General features: G+C 34.7%; 27 protein-coding genes and 1 pseudogene. 23 read left to right on the top strand and 5 right to left on the bottom strand.

Annotated elements, in window-relative coordinates:
* The first annotated feature begins 37 nt into the window (after nucleotides 1-37).
* The 6 genes from VB776_RS08180 to VB776_RS08155 all read left to right on the top strand — a co-directional run bounded on the left by VB776_RS08180 (nucleotide 38) and on the right by VB776_RS08155 (nucleotide 7,793).
* Nucleotides 38-1,075 (top strand): aldo/keto reductase, encoded by a 1,038-nt coding sequence (locus VB776_RS08180; RefSeq protein ID WP_323327881.1) that lies wholly within the window; start codon nucleotides 38-40, stop codon nucleotides 1,073-1,075.
* A 55-nt stretch (nucleotides 1,076-1,130) separates the two neighbouring features.
* On the top strand, nucleotides 1,131-2,045 hold the full coding sequence (locus tag VB776_RS08175) for a helix-turn-helix domain-containing protein (protein ID WP_323327880.1): 915 nt from the start codon (nucleotides 1,131-1,133) through the stop codon (nucleotides 2,043-2,045).
* A 524-nt stretch (nucleotides 2,046-2,569) separates the two neighbouring features.
* Nucleotides 2,570-3,004, top strand: coding sequence for a hypothetical protein (locus VB776_RS08170; RefSeq protein ID WP_323327877.1), 435 nt, complete (start codon nucleotides 2,570-2,572; stop codon nucleotides 3,002-3,004).
* 149 nt (nucleotides 3,005-3,153) lie between these two features.
* The gene (locus VB776_RS08165) at nucleotides 3,154-3,969 is read left to right on the top strand and encodes a fimbrial biogenesis chaperone (protein WP_323327875.1); all 816 of its coding nucleotides are present in this window, start codon (nucleotides 3,154-3,156) and stop codon (nucleotides 3,967-3,969) included.
* Nucleotides 3,970-3,990: 21 nt separating this feature from the next.
* The gene (locus tag VB776_RS08160) at nucleotides 3,991-5,007 is read left to right on the top strand and encodes a hypothetical protein (RefSeq protein WP_323327873.1); all 1,017 of its coding nucleotides are present in this window, start codon (nucleotides 3,991-3,993) and stop codon (nucleotides 5,005-5,007) included.
* 5 nt (nucleotides 5,008-5,012) lie between these two features.
* Complete coding sequence (locus VB776_RS08155) at nucleotides 5,013-7,793, top strand: hypothetical protein (RefSeq protein ID WP_323327871.1); 2,781 nt, start codon at nucleotides 5,013-5,015, stop codon at nucleotides 7,791-7,793.
* A gap of 207 nt (nucleotides 7,794-8,000) precedes the next feature.
* Here VB776_RS08155 and VB776_RS08150 read toward each other — a convergent pair whose 3' ends face one another.
* A complete protein-coding gene (locus tag VB776_RS08150) occupies nucleotides 8,001-8,333 on the bottom strand; it encodes a hypothetical protein (RefSeq protein WP_323327869.1) in 333 nt (110 codons plus the stop codon).
* Between VB776_RS08150 and VB776_RS08145 the strand changes: the two genes are divergently transcribed.
* Nucleotides 8,314-8,571 carry a restriction endonuclease subunit S domain-containing protein gene (locus VB776_RS08145; protein WP_323327867.1) on the top strand — a complete coding sequence of 86 codons (258 nt, stop codon included), beginning with the start codon at nucleotides 8,314-8,316 and terminating at the stop codon, nucleotides 8,569-8,571. The genes VB776_RS08150 and VB776_RS08145 overlap by 20 nt on opposite strands.
* A 9-nt stretch (nucleotides 8,572-8,580) precedes the next feature.
* Here VB776_RS08145 and VB776_RS08140 read toward each other — a convergent pair whose 3' ends face one another.
* Nucleotides 8,581-8,982, bottom strand: a complete 402-nt coding sequence (locus VB776_RS08140) for a hypothetical protein (RefSeq protein WP_323327865.1) — start codon at nucleotides 8,980-8,982, stop codon at nucleotides 8,581-8,583.
* A gap of 53 nt (nucleotides 8,983-9,035) precedes the next feature.
* Entirely contained in the window at nucleotides 9,036-9,635 is a 600-nt protein-coding gene (locus tag VB776_RS08135; protein ID WP_323327863.1) for a Panacea domain-containing protein, read from the bottom strand.
* A 236-nt stretch (nucleotides 9,636-9,871) separates the two neighbouring features.
* Between VB776_RS08135 and VB776_RS08130 the strand changes: the two genes are divergently transcribed.
* From VB776_RS08130 to VB776_RS08060, 15 genes are all read left to right on the top strand, one after another.
* Nucleotides 9,872-10,096, top strand: a complete 225-nt coding sequence (locus VB776_RS08130; protein WP_323327861.1) for a hypothetical protein — start codon at nucleotides 9,872-9,874, stop codon at nucleotides 10,094-10,096.
* Nucleotides 10,097-10,234: 138 nt separating this feature from the next.
* Nucleotides 10,235-10,750, top strand: a complete 516-nt coding sequence (locus VB776_RS08125) for a helix-turn-helix domain-containing protein (protein WP_323327859.1) — start codon at nucleotides 10,235-10,237, stop codon at nucleotides 10,748-10,750.
* The gene (locus tag VB776_RS08120; protein WP_323327857.1) at nucleotides 10,750-11,184 is read left to right on the top strand and encodes a hypothetical protein; all 435 of its coding nucleotides are present in this window, start codon (nucleotides 10,750-10,752) and stop codon (nucleotides 11,182-11,184) included. The genes VB776_RS08125 and VB776_RS08120 overlap by 1 nt, the downstream gene beginning before the upstream one ends.
* Nucleotides 11,185-11,491: 307 nt before the next feature.
* A complete protein-coding gene (locus VB776_RS08115; protein WP_323327855.1) occupies nucleotides 11,492-11,677 on the top strand; it encodes a hypothetical protein in 186 nt (61 codons plus the stop codon).
* Nucleotides 11,678-11,743: 66 nt separating this feature from the next.
* Nucleotides 11,744-13,558, top strand: coding sequence for an McrB family protein (locus tag VB776_RS08110; RefSeq protein ID WP_323327853.1), 1,815 nt, complete (start codon nucleotides 11,744-11,746; stop codon nucleotides 13,556-13,558).
* Nucleotides 13,555-14,838 carry an McrC family protein gene (locus VB776_RS08105; RefSeq protein WP_323327851.1) on the top strand — a complete coding sequence of 428 codons (1,284 nt, stop codon included), beginning with the start codon at nucleotides 13,555-13,557 and terminating at the stop codon, nucleotides 14,836-14,838. Before VB776_RS08110 ends, VB776_RS08105 begins: the two co-directional genes overlap by 4 nt.
* Before the next feature lie 92 nt (nucleotides 14,839-14,930).
* Nucleotides 14,931-15,281 carry an S-adenosylmethionine decarboxylase family protein gene (locus VB776_RS08100; RefSeq protein WP_323327849.1) on the top strand — a complete coding sequence of 117 codons (351 nt, stop codon included), beginning with the start codon at nucleotides 14,931-14,933 and terminating at the stop codon, nucleotides 15,279-15,281.
* Nucleotides 15,250-16,617, top strand: a complete 1,368-nt coding sequence (locus VB776_RS08095) for a DUF4178 domain-containing protein (protein ID WP_323327847.1) — start codon at nucleotides 15,250-15,252, stop codon at nucleotides 16,615-16,617. Before VB776_RS08100 ends, VB776_RS08095 begins: the two co-directional genes overlap by 32 nt.
* A gap of 2 nt (nucleotides 16,618-16,619) precedes the next feature.
* Nucleotides 16,620-16,793: a hypothetical protein gene (locus VB776_RS08090; protein WP_323327845.1), complete on the top strand. Its 174-nt coding sequence runs from the start codon at nucleotides 16,620-16,622 to the stop codon at nucleotides 16,791-16,793.
* Nucleotides 16,794-16,847: 54 nt separating this feature from the next.
* Nucleotides 16,848-17,066 carry a DUF350 domain-containing protein gene (locus VB776_RS08085; protein ID WP_323327843.1) on the top strand — a complete coding sequence of 73 codons (219 nt, stop codon included), beginning with the start codon at nucleotides 16,848-16,850 and terminating at the stop codon, nucleotides 17,064-17,066.
* Nucleotides 17,067-17,068: 2 nt separating this feature from the next.
* On the top strand, nucleotides 17,069-18,565 hold the full coding sequence (locus VB776_RS08080; RefSeq protein ID WP_323327841.1) for a polyamine aminopropyltransferase: 1,497 nt from the start codon (nucleotides 17,069-17,071) through the stop codon (nucleotides 18,563-18,565).
* A complete protein-coding gene (locus VB776_RS08075) occupies nucleotides 18,562-20,214 on the top strand; it encodes an NAD(P)-binding protein (protein ID WP_323327839.1) in 1,653 nt (550 codons plus the stop codon). The genes VB776_RS08080 and VB776_RS08075 overlap by 4 nt, the downstream gene beginning before the upstream one ends.
* Nucleotides 20,211-21,251, top strand: a complete 1,041-nt coding sequence (locus tag VB776_RS08070; protein ID WP_323327837.1) for a hypothetical protein — start codon at nucleotides 20,211-20,213, stop codon at nucleotides 21,249-21,251. Before VB776_RS08075 ends, VB776_RS08070 begins: the two co-directional genes overlap by 4 nt.
* A gap of 320 nt (nucleotides 21,252-21,571) precedes the next feature.
* Nucleotides 21,572-22,366: an SDR family oxidoreductase gene (locus VB776_RS08065; protein WP_323327835.1), complete on the top strand. Its 795-nt coding sequence runs from the start codon at nucleotides 21,572-21,574 to the stop codon at nucleotides 22,364-22,366.
* Between the two features lie 19 nt (nucleotides 22,367-22,385).
* Entirely contained in the window at nucleotides 22,386-22,703 is a 318-nt protein-coding gene (locus tag VB776_RS08060; RefSeq protein ID WP_323327833.1) for a nuclear transport factor 2 family protein, read from the top strand.
* 98 nt (nucleotides 22,704-22,801) lie between these two features.
* On the opposite strand, the gene VB776_RS08055 is transcribed toward VB776_RS08060, so the two are convergent.
* Entirely contained in the window at nucleotides 22,802-23,164 is a 363-nt protein-coding gene (locus VB776_RS08055; RefSeq protein WP_323327831.1) for a winged helix-turn-helix transcriptional regulator, read from the bottom strand.
* 110 nt (nucleotides 23,165-23,274) lie between these two features.
* Here VB776_RS08055 and VB776_RS08050 point away from each other — a divergent pair.
* Nucleotides 23,275-23,889 (top strand): annotated as a pseudogene (locus VB776_RS08050) (FMN-dependent NADH-azoreductase).
* 182 nt (nucleotides 23,890-24,071) lie between these two features.
* Here the strand turns inward: VB776_RS08050 and VB776_RS08045 are convergent.
* Nucleotides 24,072-25,268, bottom strand: a complete 1,197-nt coding sequence (locus VB776_RS08045; protein ID WP_323327829.1) for a hypothetical protein — start codon at nucleotides 25,266-25,268, stop codon at nucleotides 24,072-24,074.
* Between the last annotated feature and the right edge of the window lie 135 nt (nucleotides 25,269-25,403).

The raw sequence follows: 25,403 nt of genomic DNA, 5'->3' as shown, positions 1-25,403 counted from the left end.
AGCTTCCGACCTTTGTACTTCACAATTAAATAAAACGATGAAGTACAAAATTTTAGGAAATACAGGCTTGAAGGTTTCAACTTTGTGTTTAGGAACAATGAATTATGGTGGAAAAGGTTTTTTTGGCTATATGGGTAATCTTGACCAAAATGCTGTTGATGAACAAATTAAAACTGTGACTGAAGCAGGAGTTAATTTTATTGATACCGCAAACATTTATTCAGATGGGCTTTCGGAAGTAATGATTGGTCAAGCAATCAAAAATCTTGCTATCAACAGAGATGATTTAGTTTTGGCTACAAAAGTAAGAGGCTCAATGGGTAAAGGTGAAAACGATAGAGGTCTTTCAAAAAAGCATATTATTCAACAAGTAGAAGACAGCTTAAAAAGACTAGGAACGGATTATATTGACCTCTACCAAATTCACACCGCAGATCCATTAACACCTATCGAAGAAACCATCAAAACGTTAGATGATTTGGTTAGAAGTGGAAAAATCAGGTATTTTGGTGCAAGTAATATTGCTGCTTGGCAATTAATGAAAGGCTTGGCTTATTCCCAGTACAATAATTTAGATAGGTTTGTTTCTCTTCAAGCCAATTATTCATTGGATGTAAGAGATATAGAGCGAGAAATCGTACCTATGTTACAAGACCAAAAAGTAGGCATGTTGGTTTGGAGTCCTTTAAGTGGTGGTTTGCTAACTGGCAAGTACAAAAGAAACGGACAAAAGGATGTAGGCAGATTAAAGAGTTTTCCATTCCCACCATTTCATGAAGAAAGAGCATATAATGTGTTAGATGTGCTTACACCAATGGCAGAGCAAAAGCAAGTTTCAATTGCTCAATTGGCATTGGCTTGGTTGCTATATCAATCTGTAGTAAGTAGTGTAATTATTGGTGCAACTAAAATTCACCAACTTAAAGATAATTTAAAATCGGTGGATGTAGTATTTACGATAGAGGAATTAAATCAGTTAAATGAAGTAAGCAAATTACCTGTTGAGTATCCTGCCAATGTTTTGGAAATAATGACAGCCGACAGAAGTGTAGGTGTTGATTTTCTAAATGCTTAAATTGATGACGTAACAAAGTAGGCGGTGAGTCATAACCGCCTATTTCTTTATAAAGATGAAAAATACAGAGCCAAATATCATAAAGATAAATTCTATAAAAGAACTGCATTCTTTTATACGTATATCAAGTGCGGTAAATCCATTGATAACAATTATAGACCATGCTGAAACGCAACATTCCAAGCTACTGGATTCCCAAAAATTACTTTTAAACCTCTATAATATTTCAATTAAAAGAAGTTTTAAAGGAAAGTTGAAATACGGGAAAAATCATTATGATTTTGATGAAGGTACAATGTCATTTATCGCACCTAATCAAATTATCAGTGTTGATAGTGAAGAAGATAGAAACAATCAAGGTTGGTCATTATTATTTCATCCTGATTTAATTAGGCAATATCCATTAGGAAAAGCAATTAAAAACTATGGCTTTTTTTCCTACACTGTAACCGAAGCACTGCATCTTTCAAGCGAAGAAGAAGCAATAATAGAAACAATTGTTCAAAATATTCAAAAAGAAATTACTTCACGTTTAGATAATTTCAGCCAAGATATAATTGTTTCAAACCTTGAACTCCTGCTCAATTATAGTCATCGTTTTTATAGCAGACAATTCATTACAAGAAAAATGGCAACAAACGATTTACTAACAAACTTTGAAAATACTTTAGAAAAACATTTTACCGAAAATTCAGACTTATGTTTACCTACCGTAGAAAAATTGGCGACCGAACTAAATGTTTCTCCATCGTATTTAAGTGATATGCTCAGAAGCGTAACAGGACAAAATACACAACAACATATACATGATAAACTGATTGAAAAGGCGAAAGAAATTTTAACGACTACTAGTTTAACAGTAACTGAAATTGCTTATGAATTGGGTTTTGAATATCCACAATCATTTAGTAAACTTTTCAAAAGTAAAACCAATTTCACACCCATTGAATACCGACATAGTTTCAACTAAAAAAACCTAAATAACTATTCCTTAAAAAACTAATTCAATACCGTTTGTAACAGTATTGTTAATTCTTACAATTTTGATGTTTCATGATTCTTGAGCGACTCTTCTGATAGAATTACGAAAAAGCCTTTTTATTTACTTCTAAGGTAGCTTTTAGGGCTATTTTTAGCATTAGCCTTGAAAACTTTTGTTAATTTGGGCTAAGTAGATCACAAGTGAATTAACTCAGTATTTCGAGTTATAATATTGTTTTTTTAAAGTGTATTTTTGTTAAATGTCCAATTCCAATAAATTGGACTTGTTTTTTCTATTATTGGACTAAAAAAATGCGACAAGATTTGTGAGGATTTGTTAAAATCAATAATTTGGCTACGTATATTATACATCAAACAATATAAAAGTTATTAAACTTAAACATGAAGAAAATTCTCTTATCCGCCGCCTTAGCAGTAGGCTTATTTACTGCAAACCAATCTTCAGCACAGTCAACTGCAACTAGTACATTTAACGTTGTCTTAGAAGATGTAATGTCATTAAGCATTAATGGTAATACTACTACAACTGTAACTTTTAATAATATTGATTCCTATTTAAATGGGATCTATGGTACACTTGATGATTATTTGACAGTAATAAGTACAAAAGCCTATAGAGTAACCGTTAAAGTAGGAACTGTTTCGACTAATCCGTCGGCATTAGGAGATCACTTAATAGTTTTAGCTGCCATTCCAAGTGATAATTCCAGAGGTAGAACCGATAACGTGACAGATAGGTCAGGCACTTCTATTGATGGTACAGAGCGAAATTTTATCTTGGCTAGTGGAAGTACCTTCAATAATTCGGAACAGAATGCAGAAGCGTTATTTAGTATTAATTATAGTGTTTATGGAGGTGAAAAAGTATTTGATAAAGCCGCAGGTACTAATATTATCCCTGTTGTATTTACGATTGCAGCACCTTAATTCATTATCGCTATACATTTTAAATGCTCTTCATAAATAATCAATCAGCAGTACTCAGTAGATTTTTTTTTCTATTGAGTACTGTTGATATTTTAGGGGGTAATCTCATCAAATATAATTTTTGAGATTATCATGTAATGTCAGTTTCTATGAAAATCAGAAGATATTTTTTTACAGTTGTTTCAATACTACTCTTAACAAATCTCCAGCTTTTTGCCCAAGATGGAATCATGGTTGGCCCTAGTAGGATTTATTATAAAGTTGATGCAGGTGGCATGGGTACACAAAAAGTAACTGTGACTAATCCGAGTGATAAAGCTATGGATGTTGGTATTGCTATTAACGACTGGGCTTATAATGCTCTGGGCGATAATCTTAGCTTTAATCCGGGCACACAACCAACTACTTGCGCTGATTGGATTCAGATTTCTCCAGGTGCTTTTTTTACTTTACAAGCAAAAGAAAAAAAGGTAGTCAACATTATGCTTAATGTACCTCAAAATGCCAACAAGGATATTCCTGTTCATACAGCGATGCTCTATTTTACGCAATTGACCCCTGTAGATAGCAAATCCCCCAATGGCGCAATGATGAAAGTAAGTATGCGGATAGGCATAAAATTGTATCATTCGTTTAGTCAACAGGAAGAAAGAGATATTGATATTACCGATTTTAAGGATGTGGCAGACAGCACCAAAAGCAACGCTGGTCGTTTGGAATTAGCTTTTCAAAATAAAAGTAAAGTATGGGTAGAAGGTAAAGTAAATTGGGAGTTACTGAATACACAAACAGGTGAAAAACAAAAGCTTGACGATTTAAACTTTTATTCATTGCCAGGCGATAACCGTATTCTAAAACAACCCTTACCCGTAAAACTAGCCAAAGGGAAATATACCGCTACGGCCATCGTCACCTACGGAAATAAAGATGAGTTGAAAATAGCCGAACTTGAATTTGAAAGATAACGAGCTGGAAACCACTAACCAATGTATAAATTATTGTATTACACCTTGTTCGTGACATTGCTTTGTGCGAAGGGTATTATATGTTACAGTCAATCCACGAATAATTGTGACGGAATTGCCATTTCTGGTAATACTGGTGCTACTTATAGTTTTAGTGACTATGAAAGCCAAATGACAGGTGTAACGATTACAGATGCCCTAGCTGTACAATATAACCCTAATTCAAGCACTTGTAATGGTTGGAGTCTGCGAGTACGAACTACAGATAATTTTACTAATGGAGCTAATTTTGTGGCACCGCAGTATATTTCGTTACGCTTCAATCGAGTGAGTCAGGGTTCGCCAACAGCTTCAGAAATAGGCGTAAGTAATAACGACTACCCTCTTAGTATAAGCGATGTAACACTCATCAGTAATTCAAACGCAGCTTTCAGCGATTATACAGAACATACATTTGATATGGTTATTCAAGGTGGAAACCATTTACTCGTTCCTAATGGCACTTATACCAGTAGTCTTATTTTTACACTGTATAACCAAAACAATCAAGCCGTATCAACAGTCACGATACCAGTTGCATTTCAGGTTCAAACCACCGCTAATAACAGTTTTACGATGTTATTGCAAAATGGTGCAGAAATGGTTAATATGGTATTCAATACTGTAAATGATTATAGTTCAGAGAAGTCGGTTAATATTGCCAACGGTTTGAAAGTGATTGCTTCTGCACCTTATCAGGTTATTGTAAAAACTAGTACGGATGTTCTTACTTCTAGTACTTCTTCGGCTACGATTCCTGTTAATGTAATAAGTTTAGAAGCATCTCAAAGTACAGCCACTAATGCAGACATTTCATTTTATACCAGACAGTTATCACTCAACGAACAAGTACTTATCAGTACTGCTAATCCTTTGGACATCAGTCAACAAATGGTAGAATATAACCTGATATATGCTATTTCAGCGAATACCTCCAATCTTATGCAACCCAGCGGAAGATACAGTGTAAACATAATTTTTGTAGTTCTGCCTCAATAGTGAAAATGAGTAAATATATCAAGATACTGGCATTACTCATTTTTATTTGCTCTGTTGCTCATGCTCAGCAAGGAAAATTATTTGGATTAACCACAGCCAATACTAATATTCTTGCCAACAATGAAGAACGTGTGGTGATACTATTGAAACTGAGTAATTATTCAGAAGGTACTTTAAACGGACGCATTGCTATTACAGCCGATGCTGGATTGACTATTATTTCCAAAAATGATTTTCATGTAAATGTAGCACCGCATGATAGTAGCTTTGTTTCTGTATCAATATTTGTAACAAAGAAAGCAAAAGCTGGTGTGGCGAATGCTATCAAATTTGTACTGTACGATGAACATAAAAATAAACTTGCAGCAGTAGCTTCTGAAATCAATGTTTCGCCGAAGCGTAAGGTAAATCTATATGCCGCTGTCTCCAGTATTTTATTGGATAATCTTCGTGATACAATTCTCATCCCTGTTCAGGTTTTTAATTCAGGTAATACTGTGCAAGCTATTACTCTGGTATGCACTTATCCGTTAAGTATTGATGAACAGGGTTTTCATCAAAACATAAAGCTGACCTTGCCAGCATCAACAGATACGACTATCGTTTTTTCGAAGCCAATCACTAAACGTATGCTCAATATTGAAGCCTTTGATATTAATATTACTGGAGTCTATGCTAATGGGGATGTAGTGGGCAATGCTTTAGTACAAGTACAAAGTGCCAGAAGTACCAGAAATTATCGTGATGAATTAAGTAGCAGTGCTTTTACAGATAATACTTTACAGATAGGCTCACAAAATTTATTCAATAGCAATCAGTCGTATTTAGTAAGAGGGCGTGGTGGTTTTGAATTGGGAAAAGATAGGCTAAGTTATAGTTTAAACCTTTCTAGTTGGCAAAATCGTGCTTCTCCAATCTTGATTCAAAATACTTGGTTAGAGTATGGCAATAAGCAAAGAGGAATAAAAGTTGGTAATATTTTTCGTTCGCTCGACCTTAATTTAACAGGTCGGGGCGTAATGGGTTACCTGAGTACTTCAAAAACTGATACTTGGGAAGTAGGTTTTATCGACAAAGAAAACAACTTACTGGGTCGTCAAAATAATCAAATCAACATTGGGGGGAGCAGGGCTGGCTGGATTGCTTTTAAGCATCAAGACAAACAATGGCGAACCAATCATTTTTTTGTTTTGGATTACGACGGTATTCAGGGCGTTCAGAATCAGCTTTTAGGAAATGAATTTCAGTACACCAGTAATAAAAAAATGGTTTATGGACTGAATTTAAACGGAGGCAGAGTATCTTCTTTACAGAATAGCAATGTAGAAAAATACGGGATGTCTATGACTGTAAACGTAAATGGGGCTATCGGGAAAGTGAATATTAATAGTTCTAATTACTTGAGTACTGGATATTATCCGGGTCTTCAAAGAGGCGCTTTGAATCTGTCTGAACGAGTGAATTGGTCATTGCCCAAAGCAAACATTTGGTGGTTTTTTAATTTTCGAAACTTTTCTCCAAAACAGATTTCGCCAGACCAATTCGTATTTGCTACAAGGAATTTAAGAGCTGAGTGGGGAGTATCTCTAAAAAGCAAAAAAGTAGCGATTTCACTCGCTCCAGTATTTACCCATGAAAAGGGTAATCCATTGTACTCCTTTATTGGAGAAGCTCGGCAACAATCGCTCAACGCATGGAATGCACTGTTTAATTTTTCACTTCCTTCTGCAAAAAATCAAAGTTTTTTCATGAATTCTGAGATGGGTGCGTATTCACTTAGTAGCGACTCTACAGCTAATTTACACCTACGCACTAACCTATATTATAAAAATGGTATTTTTAATTTGAACGGTTCTATTCAGCTAGGGGCTTTTTATTTGAGCGAAATTCCTAATAGCGCTATGGGTTCTACGAAGCAGAGCAATATTTTCAATTTCGCTTCATTTGTTCAGAAAAGCTGGTTTTCTAAAAAGCTAAAAACCAATACTGGAATTTCATTTACTTATCATTCTAACTTTGGTTCTAGTCAGTTCCTGACCGAAAGAATGGAATATGTGGCTGGAGATAAGACAAGTATTTATACCAATCTCAATTTAAATCGATATAACAATCGCCAAAGAAGTATCTTAGAGCTGGGGCTTATCCATCATTTTCCGACGATTAAAGTAAATGTTAAAAGTAGTAATTTGTTAGAAGTATTTGTTTATAAAGACTTAAACCAAGACGGAGTTTATAGTAAAACGGATTCAATTGCTGGTGGTTTAATGGTGAATATTGATAAAAAATTATTCATAACCGACAAATCAGGGAATATTATCTATAAAAATCTACCAGATGGTATAATGACGGTTTCGGTACCTTATCAGCAAGGATGGCACGCTCCTGAACAAAAAATTACACTTCAGAAAAAAACAAAAATAGGCATTCCTTTACAGATAACAGGCACGCTGAAAGGGCAGCTCAGTTATGTTCGTAGCCAGTTTAGTTACGAAACAGACATAGATTTGTTTGGTATTGTGATGTTGGCGGTAGATAAAACTGGTAAAGTATTTCGTACCCGAACATCCTCTGATGGTCGATATGCGTTTTATATGCCTTTGGGTGAATATAAAGTGAGTGTTGATACCTCTTTGTTATCTTCAGAGCTAGAAGTACCTAATAATGGCAAAGATATAAAAATCGAAAATGGAAATATTACCACGACTGATTTCATCATCAAAGTAAAACAAAGGAAAATTGAAATCAAGAAATTTACTTCTCCTTCGGTATCACCTTCTAATAAATAGCTGACGTACATACACTTGCGTTAAAAGTTATACTTTGTGCCTTCTCGTAAAAATATTTTATGGATTAATACCTTTTGAATTGATGTAGATAATGTTGATACAAATTCCTATATAAATGAGTCGATAGCCATTTATACAAAAAGGCTATCGTTATAGGAAGCTTTTACTTCTAATAATGATAGCCTTTCTGTTATACTTTGGTTTTTATTATGGTAAAACGTTCATCGTATACCAAGCTTCTGTACTCCACAGATTATTGCCATTTTGACTAACAATCGTTTTTCGGTTCAAATGGATATAAACAACGTGTTTACTTTTCATACCAGCTAGTTGTAGGGTTACTTTCTTGCGGTCGCTAGATACATTTACTGATTTTACAGGTAAGCTTTCATTATCTAATTTAGGGCCACCATAATTGCCAGTTGGCTTAAACCACCATTGACGAATGTCATAGTCTGATGCTTTTTCGCCAACACCTTCTTTCAATGGTTCTGTAAATTCAATTTCTACACCATCTGATTTGGCACGTACTGCCAGCATTTCAAAGGCTATATTATTATTATTATTAATATTAAACTATGCAGGAACTACAACTATTCCAGATTTAAAACATGGCGACTTTTACAAAATACCTTTTTTAATAATATCATATCAAGAACAGAAAAGTATTGCTAATCGAATAAAATCAGTTGATGAAAAACTTCAAGCCGAAGAATCAACTTTACAGAAGTACAAGAAAATAAAAGAAGGTTTAATGCAAGATTTACTAACGGGGTGACTTGAGGTATCAGAGTAAACGCTTGTATTTACGTTTTACAGAGGCAGAATTACGAAAGCAAGTAATTATTTCATTAAAAACGTCGGAGCTTAGTGTACCAATATACTCATAATCAATACCTTCGATAGGATAAATATCTTGTAGCGTAGCAATCTCATAAGCATCTAATTGATGTCCATACAAAAAAGTATCTTTAGAAAACGCCCAATCATTAGTCGTAACGATACGTTCGGCTTTTAGGAAATAGCAACTAAAGTTTGCATTGGGTATTTCGATACAAGGCGAAACGTCGGCATCTACAATGGTGGCAGGCACGTAGTCTTGGCTGGAGGGCAAAGTCGCCAAAACTACTTTTTCATCCATTACTTTCAGTACAATGAATGAAAAACTTAGCTTTGGCGGTATTGCCATTTCGGAAATAAAAAGGGTCAAAGAAGAGAATAGAGCCTTCTGTAAACACAAGATTAGAATTTTAAGGAGCGAGAAAGCATTAAGTATTCTTTGTGTTGCAGATACATTTCTTGCTTGAACGCATCACCTTTCAACAACACAGAGAAATCAATTTCAATATCGGTATTGTTTATCAACTGATTTTCAAGCTTTTCGAGTACCCCTGCTTCTACGGCAGTAGTATGCCACAAAGAGTGTGTACGATGCGTAAATTTCACTAATGCTTCGGCAGAATAATCTTTAAATTTATCAATCACCAAGTCGATGACAGCCATTTCGTTATCCGAAAATTCATCATCACAAAAAGGTTGAAGAGCAGTAAAGTAATTATTACAATCGTCATCGTTTCTTTTTGCAACGATATAATTTTTCAACAAATCGGGTTCTGAGGATAATTCTATGAATAAATCCTTTGAAACTGGGCCAAATTTCCAGAGAAAAAATCTCAAATTAAAGATAGGCAGTCCATGTTTTCTGATGGAAGTTTCTTCAATTAAGTAAATCAGTTTGAGAATTTTTGTTTTGGAGAGGAAAGGGATTTTCTCAGTCAGATAGATGATTGCATTACCGATTTTATCTACTTCCTCTTTTGTATATGTGAATAAAGGGGTCATAGTTTTATTTTTTTTTGGTAAAATACGCTGTAAAATTAGCGTAAATTTTCGTAAAACCCTTGTAAAATATCGTTAAATTACAAGCAAATACCTGTAAATAACATATACCTTCCATCTGATTTTGAAGAACAAATTCTTTCTCTTGCTCAAAGAAATACATCCATCGTCATGGGAATACGCTATCTCAAATATTCTTCCCTATCTCAAAAACATATTATGACCCTCTAAAAGCTGCATTGAAAAGTTACGGAACACATAAAAAGAGCTGGTTGCGTATTTATGCCATACAGATACAAGATGTATTTATTGTTACTGGCGGAGCTATAAAACTAACTCAAACAATGCAAGAGCATGAGCATACGCAACAAGAATTAAACAACTTAATGAAGGTAGCAAATGGACTAAAAAGGAATCTTCTTAAAGAAAATATAGATTTTGATTTTATTTCTTTTGAAATCTAAGTAAACAAATATTTCTTAAAATGAGGTGGGATTGAACCTTTACAGAGTAGGAATGTATTTGCCTAAGTGTTCACCTTTCAATCGTACCAAAAAGGAATTGAAAAACTAAACAAATGACAAAAAGTAATCATTAAATTTATGAAAAACAGTACGCTATCCGCAGAAGATTTGCTAAATGCCATTGCTCAACCAGATACTATTTGGAAAGCCAAAGCAGAACAACGTAAAGCCAATAAAGAGAGTCTTAGACGTTCTGCAAAAATTGCATTTAAAATTCTTGATACGCTACGTCAAAATCGCTTGCTGGGTAAAAGCCCAAATTCACAAAAAGAATTGGCTGAAATATTGAATATTACGCCACAACAAATCAATAAAATAGTTAAAGGTCAGGAAAACTTGACACTTGAGACAATTACTCGTTTAGAAGATGCCTTGCAAGTAAAGCTAATTGAAGTATTTTCTAAATCTGAAAGTCAACAGAAAACAACCACCATTTCTAATTATGTTATTACGATTGTATTACAATACAATCAACTAATTATTCCAAGTAATAACGGAGGATTTATCAACTATCAGGCTGCATTTAAAGTTGAAAGCAAAATACAATCAGAAACCAAAGCAGTCGGAAAGCTTCAATACGCAATGGCATCATAATGAAAGAGACAGAAAAAAACATAGGTTTTAGTATTATTCAACTTAGTACAGAGCAGTTTGCTTTATTACCAGAAGCTTATCAGGTATCAGAGCCTGCCCAAATTCAACATGAACTATCATTTGGAATCGACAAAGAAAACAAGCGGATTTATGTAAAAAAAACGGCTCGTTTTCATCATGTTGAGAATAATCATCCTTTTAGCATCATAACAGTATCATGCCAGTTTCAGGTTAATCCAGACGACTGGTCAATGCTTGAAGAAGCCCATAAAATTGTGTTACCTCAGAATTTTGGCATTCATTTAGGGATGTTGGTAGTTGGTACTTTAAGAGGCGTATTATATACCAAAACAGAAAATACTATCTTTAATCATTTCATTTTACCAACTATTGACGTAACGGCGTTAGTACCAAATGATGTAATTTTTGAATAATATGTATAGAAAAAGGCAGTTTTATATACATGAGTAAGATTATATGTATACAAAACAGCCTTTTTTTATACATGAACCAGTAACATTTACAAAATATATACCATTTCATATATTGAAATTATAGGTTTAAGGCTCTGTATTTCTTTAAATTTATCAATACCAAATAGCACATCATTGTGTATAAAATGACAATAATTTATCGCTTTTGAATCCCCAAAAATATAACATTAATGATAAGTATTTTAGCCTAATTATTTCGTCATTTCAATTAAATAATGGGCGATTTTTTTTTACTTTAAAGTAAAAAATGCCTAAAAAAAAGACCCCTACAATTGACTTAGAGAGACTCCATAGAAGTGATTTATTTGTTAATTCTTATGAAGCTGCAAAGTCAGTTGGTTATGTGGAAACAGAAAGTGATAGAGCAGCCTTTAGTAAATTTCTTGCTGAACGAAAAGCTATCAGAAAGCAAGAGGAAGAAAAAGAGGTTTAAAACACCTAGATAATCAATCATTTTAAATCAAATTTATCATTTTTTTCAAAACTACCATTTTCCAAAATGACCCAACTACAACAACTACACAGAGATATTTACGCTTTTCTATTAGATTATCATCAGAAAAATCCTTCTTTTTATTTTGCACCAAGAACAAGGTCTATACCAAATGGGAAAACCCTCTCAGATGGCTACTGGTTTAATGGTAATGACGACTACTTATTTATTGGATTTTATGTTCCTAACGACGGCGATAATAAAACCAGAACCATTGGAATCTTCATCAAATTTAAAAATGAAGAAATCATAAGTGCGTATCTTTTAATCACATTTAGAGATGAAAAGTCTGAACCTTATGTTCCTTTTTATCAAGGAATCTTAGAAACATTGGCAACACAAGGGGCGTTTCAGATGGAAACAGAAAGGAAATACAGAAGATTGTACTCGAATCCTCAAGATTGGAGAGGCTTTTTGAGCTATTTTCTGGAAAAAGAAAAGCCATTAATTGACCATTATATTAATGAAAACGGGCTGAGTAATGAATTTTTCATAACGCCTTCGGGCTTTGATAGCTACTTAAAAACGATTGAAGGTTTCAGAAATAGGGAGTATAAATCAAATTCACAGCCGGAAAAGTATCATTCAAAAAATACCATTAGCAACATGGCAAGGCCTAACTCTTACCCACTCAACCAAATTCTCTACGGCCCTCCCGGCACTGGTAAAACTTACAGTACTGTTGAATTGGCTTATAAAATTATCCATGACGATACGCCCAATAGCTATGAAGAGGCTCGTAATTGGTACAAAACGGCTTTAGCTAATACAGAAGACCGTCAGGTTGAGTTTATTACTTTTCATCAAAATTATAGTTATGAAGATTTTGTGATGGGTATTAAGCCAGACCTCAACGAAGGCGATGGACTGAGTTTCAATAGACATGAAGGTATATTTTTCAAAATATGTCAGAGGGCTTTGGAAAATCTAAAACAATCTGCGAAAGATGGTAGTATTGTAGAACCTACTTTCAATGAAGTTTTTGATGATTTTATCCGTCCTTTAGCTGAGGATAATATGCCAATTACCATTCAGATGAAATCAAATAACCATTCCTTCAAGCTTATAAATATAAATGAGAGGAACTTGGGTTTTGAAAAACAGGGTGGTGGTACGAATCACACTTTAACGCTCAAAACGATTAAAGACCTCTATGAAGGCAATCGAGAATATAATATACAGGGTTTAGGCGTTTATTATTATCCTTTAATTGAGAAACTTAAGTCTTTAGCAAGCACAAAATCTAAGCAAGTAAACGCTGTTCCTCTCAAAAACTACGTAATCATCATCGATGAAATCAACCGTGCCAATATTTCAAGAGTATTTGGAGAGTTAATTACTTTAATTGAAGAAGACAAACGTTGGGGAAATGAATTTGAAACAGAAGTACGTTTGCCCGATGGTGTTACCAAATTTACAGTACCCAAAAATTTGTACATCATCGGTACAATGAATACAGCCGACAAATCTATTGCTTTATTGGATATTGCATTGAGAAGACGCTTTGAATTTACGGCTTTATATCCTGATTCATTGAAAGTTAGCCCCAAGTATCAACCGTTTTTTGAATCGCTCAATGAGCAAATTATCGCTAAAAAGGGAATAGATTTCACCATTGGGCATTCTTATTTTATGACTAAAAATGGTGAGGAGTTAGACTTCGTTAAAACGATGAATAAGAAGGTAATTCCATTGTTGAACGAATACTTTTACAATGCTAAGGATAACAAGCTTGTCGCCGGTTTGGTAGAAAAAGCGATTGCTAAAGCTGGTTTTACTCATACTTTTGTTACAAATCCTTATCAACTGCTCATTGAATGATACAATCAATTTATGAATTTGGTAAAGAAGTAAGTACTGGCTTTTCTGACGATAAAATCAAGCGTTTTAAAACCTATCTCGATGAAGTTTGGCAAAGCAGGAAACAGTATGGTTTGGAGGAAAACGAAGGAGATTCTTTCTATGGTTCAGACAAGAAAAACCAGCGTTTTCTTACTTTTGATGGAGATAAAATTAGAGCGAATAACTACGTCGGTTTTATTAAGTTTGAGGAGCTTAGGGTTAATATTTATCCTAAAATTTGCCAAGAAATGCCCCAAGAGCAAATTATCTCAAAGGTACTTTATTGGTTAAGTTATGGGAAGAAAATTAATTTACCTTTTGCTGAATTACCCCTCGACCGTCAAGCATTTGATACTTGGTTGGAAGCCTTTATTTTTCTGTTTGCCCACCATACAGAAGAAATATTGACCAATCAGCCCTATCAATCTTACCAAGAGATTACCGAAGAAACGAGTTATTTGCGGGGTTCGTTGGCTATCTCGCAGTATGTACAACATAATGTATTAACAGGCAGACATCAGTTTTTTCATTGTACTTACGAGCCATTTCTATACGATAATCAGTTTAATCGAATTGTAAAATTCGTTTCCAGAATGCTTTTATCGTTCACAAACAATGAAAAAAGTAAGCAAAAACTGAATAGTCTGTTGTTTTTATTAGACGATGTAGCGGATGAATATTGCCAAGAGAGCCATTGTGATTTGGTTAAACTCAACCCACTTTATCAAGATTTGGCGATTGTGTTAGAAATGTCTCGCATGTTTTTGTCGTCGTCGAGTATTAGTCAGTCGGATTCCAATAAAAACAATTTCTGTCTTTTACTGCCGATGGAGGTAGTTTTTGAGGAGTTTATTTTTGGAATAATTGAGACCCATTTTAAAGATAGAAAACCCAACGCTCAGGGAAAAGGATTTTTGACAGAGCAAAATGTATTTCAGATAAAGAATGACATTATCCTGCAAAATCCTAAATTGGTGATTGACACCAAGTACAAAATCCGAGATAAAAAAGACAATAAAAAGGGGATTTCTCAAACGGATATGTATCAAATGCTTGCCTACTCCATCAGGCGAGCAATTGACCAAGTATTATTGATTTATCCAAAAAACGGAGTGAAGCCCACAGAAGTAGATATTTTTACCATTGCCGATAAATTTGCCAATGGTAAGTTGGTAACAATCAAGGCGACAGATATTGATATTTGTATTGAAGAAGATGAGATAATTAAGCAGATTGACGAGGTTTTAGCATTTAATTAATGGAAAACTATTATCATCTTATTTAACCGTTTGTTCTAAATCTTCTTGTGTTAAATTAGATTTTATCTATTTTTGTTGAAAAAAACCTACTCATGTATCAACCAGGATTGCACCTTATTTGTGACTGTCTTAGTAAAGAAACCACAACTTTGTCTGATTATAAAGCTTGCCAAATACTGCTTAACCAACTAATTGAAAGTGAAGGCTTATCAAAAATTGGAGAGGTTTATCATAATTTCCCTTCAGGCGGTTTTACTGGAGTAGTTTGTCTAACAGAATCACATATTTCCATTCATACATGGCCAGAATTTGGGCGTATAACGTTTGATGTTTTCCTTTCTAATTATCAGAAAGTCAATAATCAAATAGCTCACAGAATTTACGCTAAACTCATAGAATTGTTCAACGCCAATGTCATTGCTTCTCATGAGATTAACCGCTAATCAACTTTATCGCTATGACCAAGACCATCAATGTGGTGGTTGTTCCTCGCTACTCAGCATTACGAAAGATGAAACAAAAAACTTAGTTTGTAAATCATGCGGTACGCTTCATGTGTTACAAAAAAGTTTAGTCTATGATGGTGAGTTTCGATTGGATGAAATTCATAAAAACAAGTTTCAAAAAAGTAATTCTACTATACCCACTGGCACTAAATTAACCCTTAAAGGCATTGATTTAGAAGTTGTTGGCGTACTAAAGAAAGCAGAAGGCAATACTACTTATACTTGGCAAGAATATTATTTGTACAATGCCAAAGTAGGTTATTGTTTTTTAACTGAATATCAAGGTCATTGGACTTTTTTAGAAGAGATACACGACAAAAAACTCATAAAAGAGGACACTAACGACAACGAAGCAGTTTATAACCATGATTATTATCGTTTATTCAGCTATTACCATGCAAGTATAAAGGGGGCTAATGGCGAGTTTCCAATAGACTTACTCAAAGTACCAAAGACTTTGGTGAAGGAATACATTTTGCCTCCATTATTAATAACATCGGAAAAAAATGATAATAAAAAACACTGGTTTAAAGGTGAATATCTTTCCATAGAAGAACTCGATGAAGCTTTGCAAGGGAAAATACGTCTTCCAGAAATATTTGGCGTTGGTGTTTTAGAGCCTTATATACCAAGAGTTCGGTTTACGGAATTAATGCAAATTAGTGTTGTAGCGGTGGCATTACTCTTGTTTATACAAATATATTTTTCAAGGAGTGAATTAGTATTTGAAAAGAAATTTTACGCTGAAACAATTGGTGAAATGCGTACTGTTAGTGGTGGTTATGACAGCACGAAGGTCTATGTCTCGCCAAGTTTTCAATTAAAAAATGGGAATGCTAATGTAGAATTTACCCTTGACGCCAATGTCGATAATAATTGGCTCGAAACAGATATTGTTTTAGTAAATGAAAAAACTGGAGACGAATATAATGTGTTGATGGGAGTTGAGTTTTACTCAGGTATTGAACAAGGAGAGTCTTGGACAGAAGGTAGTCACGATACTGATGCCATGCTCGAAAAAATACCAGAGGGATTATACCATTTAGAAATTTCTCCTTCTTCAACTTTTCCAAACTTAGTTTCAAGTTTTACAGTGAGAGTCCATCGAGGAGTGGGGGTTTACAGTGGCTTTATCCTTGTTTTACTTTTACTCAGTATTTACCCCTGCATTAGCTATTATCAGGAAAAAACTTTTGAGTATCGTCGTTGGCAGGCAAGTGATTATTCTCCTTTTGATGAAGAATCTTGGTTGGATATTTTTAATCAAAATTGAATATGAAAATTAATAAACAAGCACCCGAAAAAATTACTTACATTAGTTTTGTAGCTCTTCTATTATTCTACTTTTCATATTGTAGATATAATGGACAGGGCTTATTTTACTTTGTGGATTCTCATCCAGAAAAATGGTCGCCACAGGGTACCAGTAATGGATTTCAACATAAATAAGTATTTTACAGTCAAATCATTTTCGATTTCGCATAAACCCTTTAGCACAAAAACATGGAAAATATCATTCACCTAAAGTCTGTTGTTGACTCAATTCTTTTCTCATTTATTGGCATTTGTATTTTAGTAATTTCTTTCGTGATTGTTGAAAAAATAACACCTGAGAATATTTACAAGCAAGTAGTGGACAAAAACAATACGTCTATTGCCATCATTTTTGCCGCTTTTATTATTGCAATTGCCATCATCATTAGCTCGGCTATTCACGGATAATTATGCCCATACTTTTATTATTTGCCGTTTTTGTCATTGCTACTTGTGGACTTATCTACGAGCTTATTGCTGGAACGCTCGCTAGTTATTTATTGGGTGACTCCGTAACGCAGTTTTCAACCATTATTGGGGTTTACTTATTTTCGATGGGTGTTGGTTCTTTTTTCTCAAAGTATGTCGAGAAAGAATTATTGGCTTGGTTCGTAAAAATTGAAATCTTGGTGGGTTTAGTAGGCGGAACAAGTTCCTCAATTTTGTTTTTGGTATTCGATAAAGTAGCATCTTTCCGAATCATCCTTTATTTCCTCATCGGACTTACAGGTATTTTAGTAGGGTTAGAAATCCCCCTATTGATGCGAGTATTAGAAAAAAGTAAGTTTGAATTTAAAGAAATTGTCTCTAAAGTTTTCACCTTCGACTACATCGGAGCGTTGTTGGCTTCCGTACTTTTTCCTTTGCTTTTTGTGCCTTACATGGGTTTAATCCGTACTTCGTTTTTCTTTGGCGTTTTTAATACTATCGTTGCATTGATTGTTTGTTATCAATTTTCGGATGAATTAAAGAATAAAATTGCCCTAAAAGTATCTGCTTGGGCAGTATTAGGTTTATTAGTTATTGGCTTTATACTTTCCGATAAAATCATGTCTTGGTCGGAATCTATGGCGTATCAGGATAAAATTATTTTTGCGAAATCAAGCCATTACCAACGCATTATTTTAACTCGGAATAAACGAGAGTTGAAATTATTTCTCAACGGAAATTTACAGTTTAGTTCAACCGATGAATACCGCTACCATGAAGCACTCGTTCATCCAGGCATGGCAAGCCGACAAGCCATTAAAAAGGTATTGATTTTAGGTGGTGGGGATGGTTTAGCGGTGCGTGAATTATTGAAATATCCTCAAATACAACACATTACTTTGGTTGATTTAGATACCTACATGACGGATTTATTCAAGAAAAATCCGCTACTTACTTCTCTAAATCAAGGTTCTTTGACTAATCCTAAAGTAAAAGTTATCAATACCGATGCCTTTCAGTGGGCAAGAAATACGAATGAGCAATTTGATTTTGTAGTGATTGATTTTCCAGACCCTTCTAATTTTTCCGTTGGAAAACTATACACCAATACTTTTTACCGTGAAGTTTGTAAATTAATGAGTGACGAAGCCATTTTGGTGGTGCAATCAACATCGCCGTTTGTTGCTCCAAAATCGTTTTGGTGTGTCAATAAAACACTTCAATCTGTCGGACTACAAACGCAACCTTATCATTGTTATGTGCCTTCATTTGGAGAATGGGGCTATGTTTTAGCTTCAAAATCAGCATTTCATGTAGCTGAAATGTATGTGCCAAATTTGAAATTTTTAACCAAAGATTCTTTCAAACAAATGGCGTATTTTCCGAAAGATATGCAATCTGTTCAGACAGAAACCAATAAATTGAATAACCAGATTTTGGTACATTATTTTGAAGAAGAATGGGGAAAGGTGCAATGAAAAATAAGTTAACACGTAAGACATTTCTACTCCGTTCTTTAGCAGGCTTGGGAGCTTTCTTTGGATTGTCGTGGGGAACAAAAGCAATTTTAAACCCAGTAAAACCCGCAATTAAAGGACGAATATTAGGAGCTAATCATCAAATAGGACATTTATTAAGAAACTTATCAATTCCTAAAAAAGGCGAAGAAAAGCAAAGCGAAGAAATCATTGAAGTACCTATTTTAATAGTAGGAACGGGTATTGCAGGATTAAGTGCTGCTCGGAAATTACACAAAGCTGGACATCAAAACTTTTTATTAGTGGATTTAGAAGACCATATCGGCGGAAATGCTGATGCAGGTAAAAATACAACCACACCTTACCCTTGGGCAGCTCACTACTTGCCAATTCCTAATAATGAAGACAAAGAATTATTGACGTTTTTAGAAGAACACAATATCATAACGGGCTATAATTCAAAAGGTTTACCCATTTACAATGAATATCATTTATGTCAATCACCACAAGAAAGACTTTTTTTGAAAGGGCGTTGGCAAGAAGGATTAATCCCCAATTATGGTATTTCAGAAAGCGATAGAAAACAGATAAGTAATTTTTTAGCTTTGATGAACAAATACCGTCAGGAAAAAGGAAGTGATGGACGTTGGGCTTTTGATATTCCTTTGGTTTTGGCATCAAAAGATGAAGTGTATCAACAATTAGATACAATTTCAATGACCGATTTTTTGAGTCAGCATCATTTTGATTCTGAATATTTACTTTGGTACGTCAATTATTGTTGTAGAGATGATTATGGCATCACAAGTACAAATACTTCCGCTTATGCTGGTATTCATTATTTTGCCTCCAGAAGAGGAAAGGCAGACAATGCCGAAACTAATGCGATATTGACTTGGGCAGAAGGAAACAACTTTTTGGCAAAAGCCTTATCAACCGATTTCAAAAATAAAATCAGAACGAGTACACTTGTAACGCAAGTAAATTGGAATAATGATGGAGTAGAAGCCAAGGCTTACGATTGGAGCAAGAATGTATTGGTAAAAATTAAAGCTCAACGAGTTATTTTGGCTACGCCGCAATTCATCAATCAGCGAATTTTACCAAAAGAATCTATTCAAATATCAACTGATTTATTTCAATACGCACCTTGGTTAGTTGCCAACATTTCGGTCAATCAAGCACCTATAGAAAGAGATGGTTTTTTATGTTGGGATAATGTGGCATACAATTCTACTTCGTTGGGTTATATCAGTGCGACGCATCAACAAGTAAGTCGAGAGATAGATAAATGGGTCCTCACTTATTATTTACCCTTATCGCATAAATCACCTGTAGAAGCACGTAAAGAGGCAATTAAGAAAACTTATGAAGAGTGGATGGAGGAAATTTTAATAGATTTAGAAAGTTTTCATCCTAATATAAGAGAAACAGTTGAAGAAATTAATCTTAAAATTTGGGGGCATGGTATGATTGCTCCGACAATTGGCTTTCTTTCATCTGAAAACAGAAAATTGGCTTCCAAAAATATTGATAATCGAATATTCTTTGCCCACAGTGATTTGAGCGGTGTTTCTATTTTTGAAGAATCATTTTATCAAGGCAATCGAGTAGCCAATGAAATACTACCATACTTATCAATTTCATGACCAAACAACCTTGGATTACCAACGCAAAGACTGATTTATTATTCATCATTGCCCCAACTTTTGTGGCATTAGCACTTGCTTTCGTTTTTGCTCAATCTTATTTTTTCCATGAAACAACGCCCCTGTGGGCATGGGTAGTTTTTGTATTATTGATAGATGTAGCCCATGTTCATAGTATGCTTTTCAAAACCTATTTTGATGCAGGAAGCTTTAAAAAACATAGAATACTTTATACACTGACTCCCCTACTCTGCTATTTCGTTTTTGTCTCAATTTATTGGCTTGGTGGTAGTGAATGGTTTTGGCGTATTTTAGCGTATTTAGCTGTATTTCACTTTATAAGACAACAATATGGCTTCGTTCGCCTGTACAATCGCCAACATAATCAGTCAAAATATTTAGATTTATTTGATGAAATTACCATTTACGGAGCTACTATTTTGCCAATAATCCACTGGCATTTGAACTCACCAAGAGAATTTCTTTGGTTTGTAGAACAAGACTTTTACTCATTTACAGCCACTAACTATTTACCTGTGATTAATTGGATTTATGTTGGATTAGTGGTGCTTTATTTGATTAAAGAATCTTACTGTATGCTGAATCATCAAGTAAACATTCCTCGTTTTTTATTGATTGCTGGAACAATGGCTTCTTGGTATTTTGGGATTGTTTATTTCAACAACGATTTAATCTTTACAATTCTTAATATAGTAGCTCATGGCGTTCCGTATATGTGCTTAATTTGGGTTGACCTTCATCAACGAAAAGGGCAAGTAAAAGGATTTAGTAGGCTTGTTTTCAGTAAAAATGGAATTTTGTTTTTCATTGCTACCATTGTTTTGATTGCCTATTTTGAAGAAGCTATTTGGGACGCAACCCAGTGGCGAAGCTACGATACACTTTTTTCTTGGGCGTATTTTTTGCCTACTACATTTTCAACGGTAGCGTTGTCTTTCTTCATTCCTTTGTTAGCTCTTCCACAAGTAACTCATTATGTTTTAGATGGTTTTATATGGAAGAGAGGGTTTGAATAATAAGTGACCTTCAAAATTACTGTCATTATTATTAGTTAGTAACATTCGCAAGTAGTATTTGAGACAAACTTAAAGCTTTATGATACTAACTTTGCTACCAGTAGTTAAATTTACACTTAACTCTCTGTCTAATAAACTTGTACGCCCATCCGTCCAGACCGCAATTGAGGTTCGGTAAAATTTTCCTTTCATACATAAAGCAAAAGTAAACCACAGTTCCAAATTGTGCAATAAGGGATAAATTTATCCCTATGTGAATCGTATTTCCGTAATTGCTTTAGAGCAATGTACGGCTGAAATTTGCTCAAAAAAAACAAACAATGGAACAGGAATTTAATTTCAATAATGAATTATCAGGAAAAGTTGCCTTGGTAACAGGCGGAACAAAAGGTGCTGGAAAAGCCATTGCAGAAAGGCTTTTACAAGCTGGTGCAACGGTTATTATTACCGCAAGAAACCCACCCGAAAAAGAAAACAGCAATTTACATTTCATTTCTGCCGATCTAAGCAAAGCAGAAGATGCACAAAAAGTAGTTAGCGAAGTGCTATCGACTTATGGGACACTAGACATTCTTGTGAATAACCTTGGTTCTTCAGTAACTCCTGCTGGTGGTTTTGCTGTATTAACTGATGACGATTGGGAATCAACCCTACAAGCTAATCTGCTTGCTCCAGTCCGACTAGACAGAGGTTTTTTACCACAAATGTTAGCTAAAAAAAGTGGTGTTATTATTCACATAGCTTCTATTCAAGGAAAACTACCGCTATATGATTCTACATTGCCTTATGCAGCCGCAAAAGCAGGATTGATTAATTATAGCAAAAGTTTATCAAATGAAGTTACACCAAAAGGAGTTCGTGTCCTAACTGTTTCACCAGGATGGATAAATACAACAGCATCGGAAGCCTGGTTGGGCGAGATTGCAAGAAATTCAAATAGCACCATAGAAGAAGCTCAACAAAGCGTGATGGATGCCTTGGGCGGAATTCCTCTCGGTCGCCCAGCCCAACCTGAAGAAGTTGCGGAATTTGTTGGATTTTTGGTTTCACCAAGAGCCAATTATTTAACAGGGACCAACTTTGTAATAGATGGAGGCACAGTACCAACAATTTAATCATCTAAAAATCAAGAATATGAACTTACCAAATGTAATTGTAGATTTAACAAACGCACAAAACAATTTCGACAGTGTGGCTTACGCCAATTGTTTTTCGGAAACTGCTGTAGTTTTTGACGAAGGAAAAACCCATAAGGGTAAAACGGAAATCCAACAATGGATTGAAAAAGCCAATGATGAGTACCAAGCAGTTATGAAACCTTTGGAATATTCTTTAACTGAAGAAGTCCTAGAAGCAGAAGTCTCAGGCAATTTTCCGGGTAGCCCTATTGTATTATCATATCATTTTAAATTAAAAGATGGACTAATTGAGTCATTGAAAATAACAGGCTGACAAACGAAGACAACTAACAACTACTTTTTTTATAGTTGCAAGTCACAGGAACACGCAGTTTAACTGCGTGTTTCGTCCACTAAATCAACATCGGATTTTCAAACGAACTCTTCTTGCCTTCTAATCACTTTTTGTCTGTGCATCTCACCCCACGAAACAAGAGCCGAAAGTACATCTTGCAAGCTATCTGCATAAGATAATAGTTCGTACTCTACTACCACAGGTACACCAATATCTACTTTTCTTTTTACAAAACCATTTTCTTCAAGGTCTTTTAATACACCTGAAAGTACCTTCGCCGATATGCCATCTATGGTTCTTTGTAGGTCATTGAAACGAGTATGTCCGTCTTTTAAGGCAATAATTACTCGCAAAGTCCATTTGCCACCTATTACATACATAGCGTCTTCAAGGGCTTTGATAGAGTTTCTACATTTTTCTGTGCTAATTACGTTTTCCATTTTTTTACGATTAACTAACCCAAAGGTAACTACTTACCTTATGTATAGTAGTAACTTTTGGAAAGCAAATATACATAGCTTTGAGGCATCATTAAAACAAATTATCAGAAATGTCAACAAAGAAAGTACTTCACATTAAAGCAAGCATCAACGGCGATGCTTCTAAAAGCAATCTGCTGTCAAACGCAATCATTGAAAAGCTCAATAACACATATTCGGAATGCACGATTGAAACCATCGACTTATCCGAAAACCCTCTGCCTTTTCTTACTAATTAAATGTATCGGGCATTTTCTACCCCGAAAGAGGCACGTAACCAAACGCAGACAGCAATCATTCAGCCTTCCGAAAATGCTATAAAACAAATCAAGGAGGCAGATATTGTAGTTCTGGCAGTTCCATTATATAATTTTAGTATTCCTGCCAGCCTGAAAGCATGGATCGACCAAATTGCTCGTGCCAATGAAACTTTTAGTTATGCAACAGGCTCTCTCCAAGGTTTATTGATGAATAAAAAAGTCTACTTGGCTATTACATCTGGTGGAATATACACAGAAGGGATAATGAAAGCTTATGATTTTACGGAAAACTATTTGCGTGCTGTTCTCGGATTTATGGGCTTGACCGACGTAAGCACTTTTCGCCTAGAAGGTGTTGCTGTGCCAAATTTGGGCGAACAAGCAGTTACGAAAGCATTGGAGACTGTAGAAGTTTTTAGTTTTTAAAATCTTAAACAATTTGATAGCGTCGATTTGGCTGTGTCCCATACTCAGTCAAATCGATAAAAATCCGAATTCACCTTTGAGTTTTCTAAAGACTCAATAAATAGAATTATACACCCAGACCTCATTGTTGATTTAACACATGCAAAGAAAGTAAATATAAAAATTTTAATACTTCAAAATAGTTATTTTTTTCTCCCTAAAACAACACCATTTTCTGGGTCCTTTAACAAAATACTATTTTCGTCTAAAAGACTTTTTATTCCTTCATAAGGAAGCTTTTCAAGGTTTTCATTTTTCAATTGGAATGAACGAATATGCCCATCTGGCTTGGTTAATTTAATGATTTTACAGCGACAAAGTGCATTTTCTGGCTCATTGATTATTTCTTTCACGGTCAATCCTTTGCCTAATTTGATATATATTTCCCGAATACCGATAATTTTATTTCGCTCGCCTATATCAAAATTCCAAGAAGCAGAAATTACACTTGCAAAGCTTTTGCCTTTTTCAAACTTCAATAAAGAATGTTTGGGAGATGGGTTTTCAGGAGCATTCTTTACCCGAGAGTGAACAGATACCAACCACGGTGATTCAAATTGCATAAAACCTTTATGGTTAAAATTTGAACCGTAACGGATAAATGTAAAATAGCCATCTTTATAGCTTACATTCATGATATTGGACACTACCATGTGGTAGCGGTCGGGGTCAAAACTACGAGCTTGCGGAGAACCCGTATAGCAAAGCCAAATACCTTCCAAACTATCAATCTCTGCTTTTGAGGGTAAGTAAGGCACAATACTCAAATCTTCTTTCAGGGTTTCAAGCTGTTTCTTTTCTTTTAGCCAAAAATAACTACTCGTAGAAAACCCCACTGTTAGAAATAGCAATAAGCCTTTTACAAAAAATGGTAAATTACTTATACCAAAAGAACCTCTGGTTTTATCCACTTTTTGAGTGCCTGATGTTGTAGCAGTATTTTCTTCGTAATCTATCAATTCGGGGTCGGTAGGGTTTTCAGCAAAACCTTTACGCCCCATACCAAAAAGATAAATGTACGCCGAATCTACCAAGAAAGGCCTCGGATTGGTAACAATCTGATTATAAAAAGCATCTTTGATTTGATTACCAGTAATGTCATACTTGCGAAAAGGATACTCTGATGGTCGATGAGTTTTTTCAGGAGCATAATCCTCGTGGCGAAGCTCCGCTGAAGTAAAAGGTAGTTGGTTACTTATTTCACTTAAAACTTTGGCTACTTCTTCATAATTTTTTCGGTTTGAATTACGAACTACTTTCTGACCACTTTCTGTTTCAAATTTTTCAATGACTTTCCCTAATAAATAAGCTATTTCTTCTTTACCAGATTTTAATTCCATTTCGTCGGATGAGTATTTACAAAACTCAGTATTTGTATAAATTATTGAATAATAGACAATTAAGTATTTCCAGAAATAAAGATTAGATTTCTGGAATGTATTCATTCAGCCAAAACTAATGATAAATTTCTTGCC

It is taken from the genome of Arcicella gelida, assembly GCF_034931025.1.
In the GTDB taxonomy this organism is placed as follows: domain Bacteria; phylum Bacteroidota; class Bacteroidia; order Cytophagales; family Spirosomataceae; genus Arcicella; species Arcicella gelida.
Note: the sequence above shows the minus strand (reverse complement) of the source record. Positions and strands in the feature narration are given on the sequence as shown.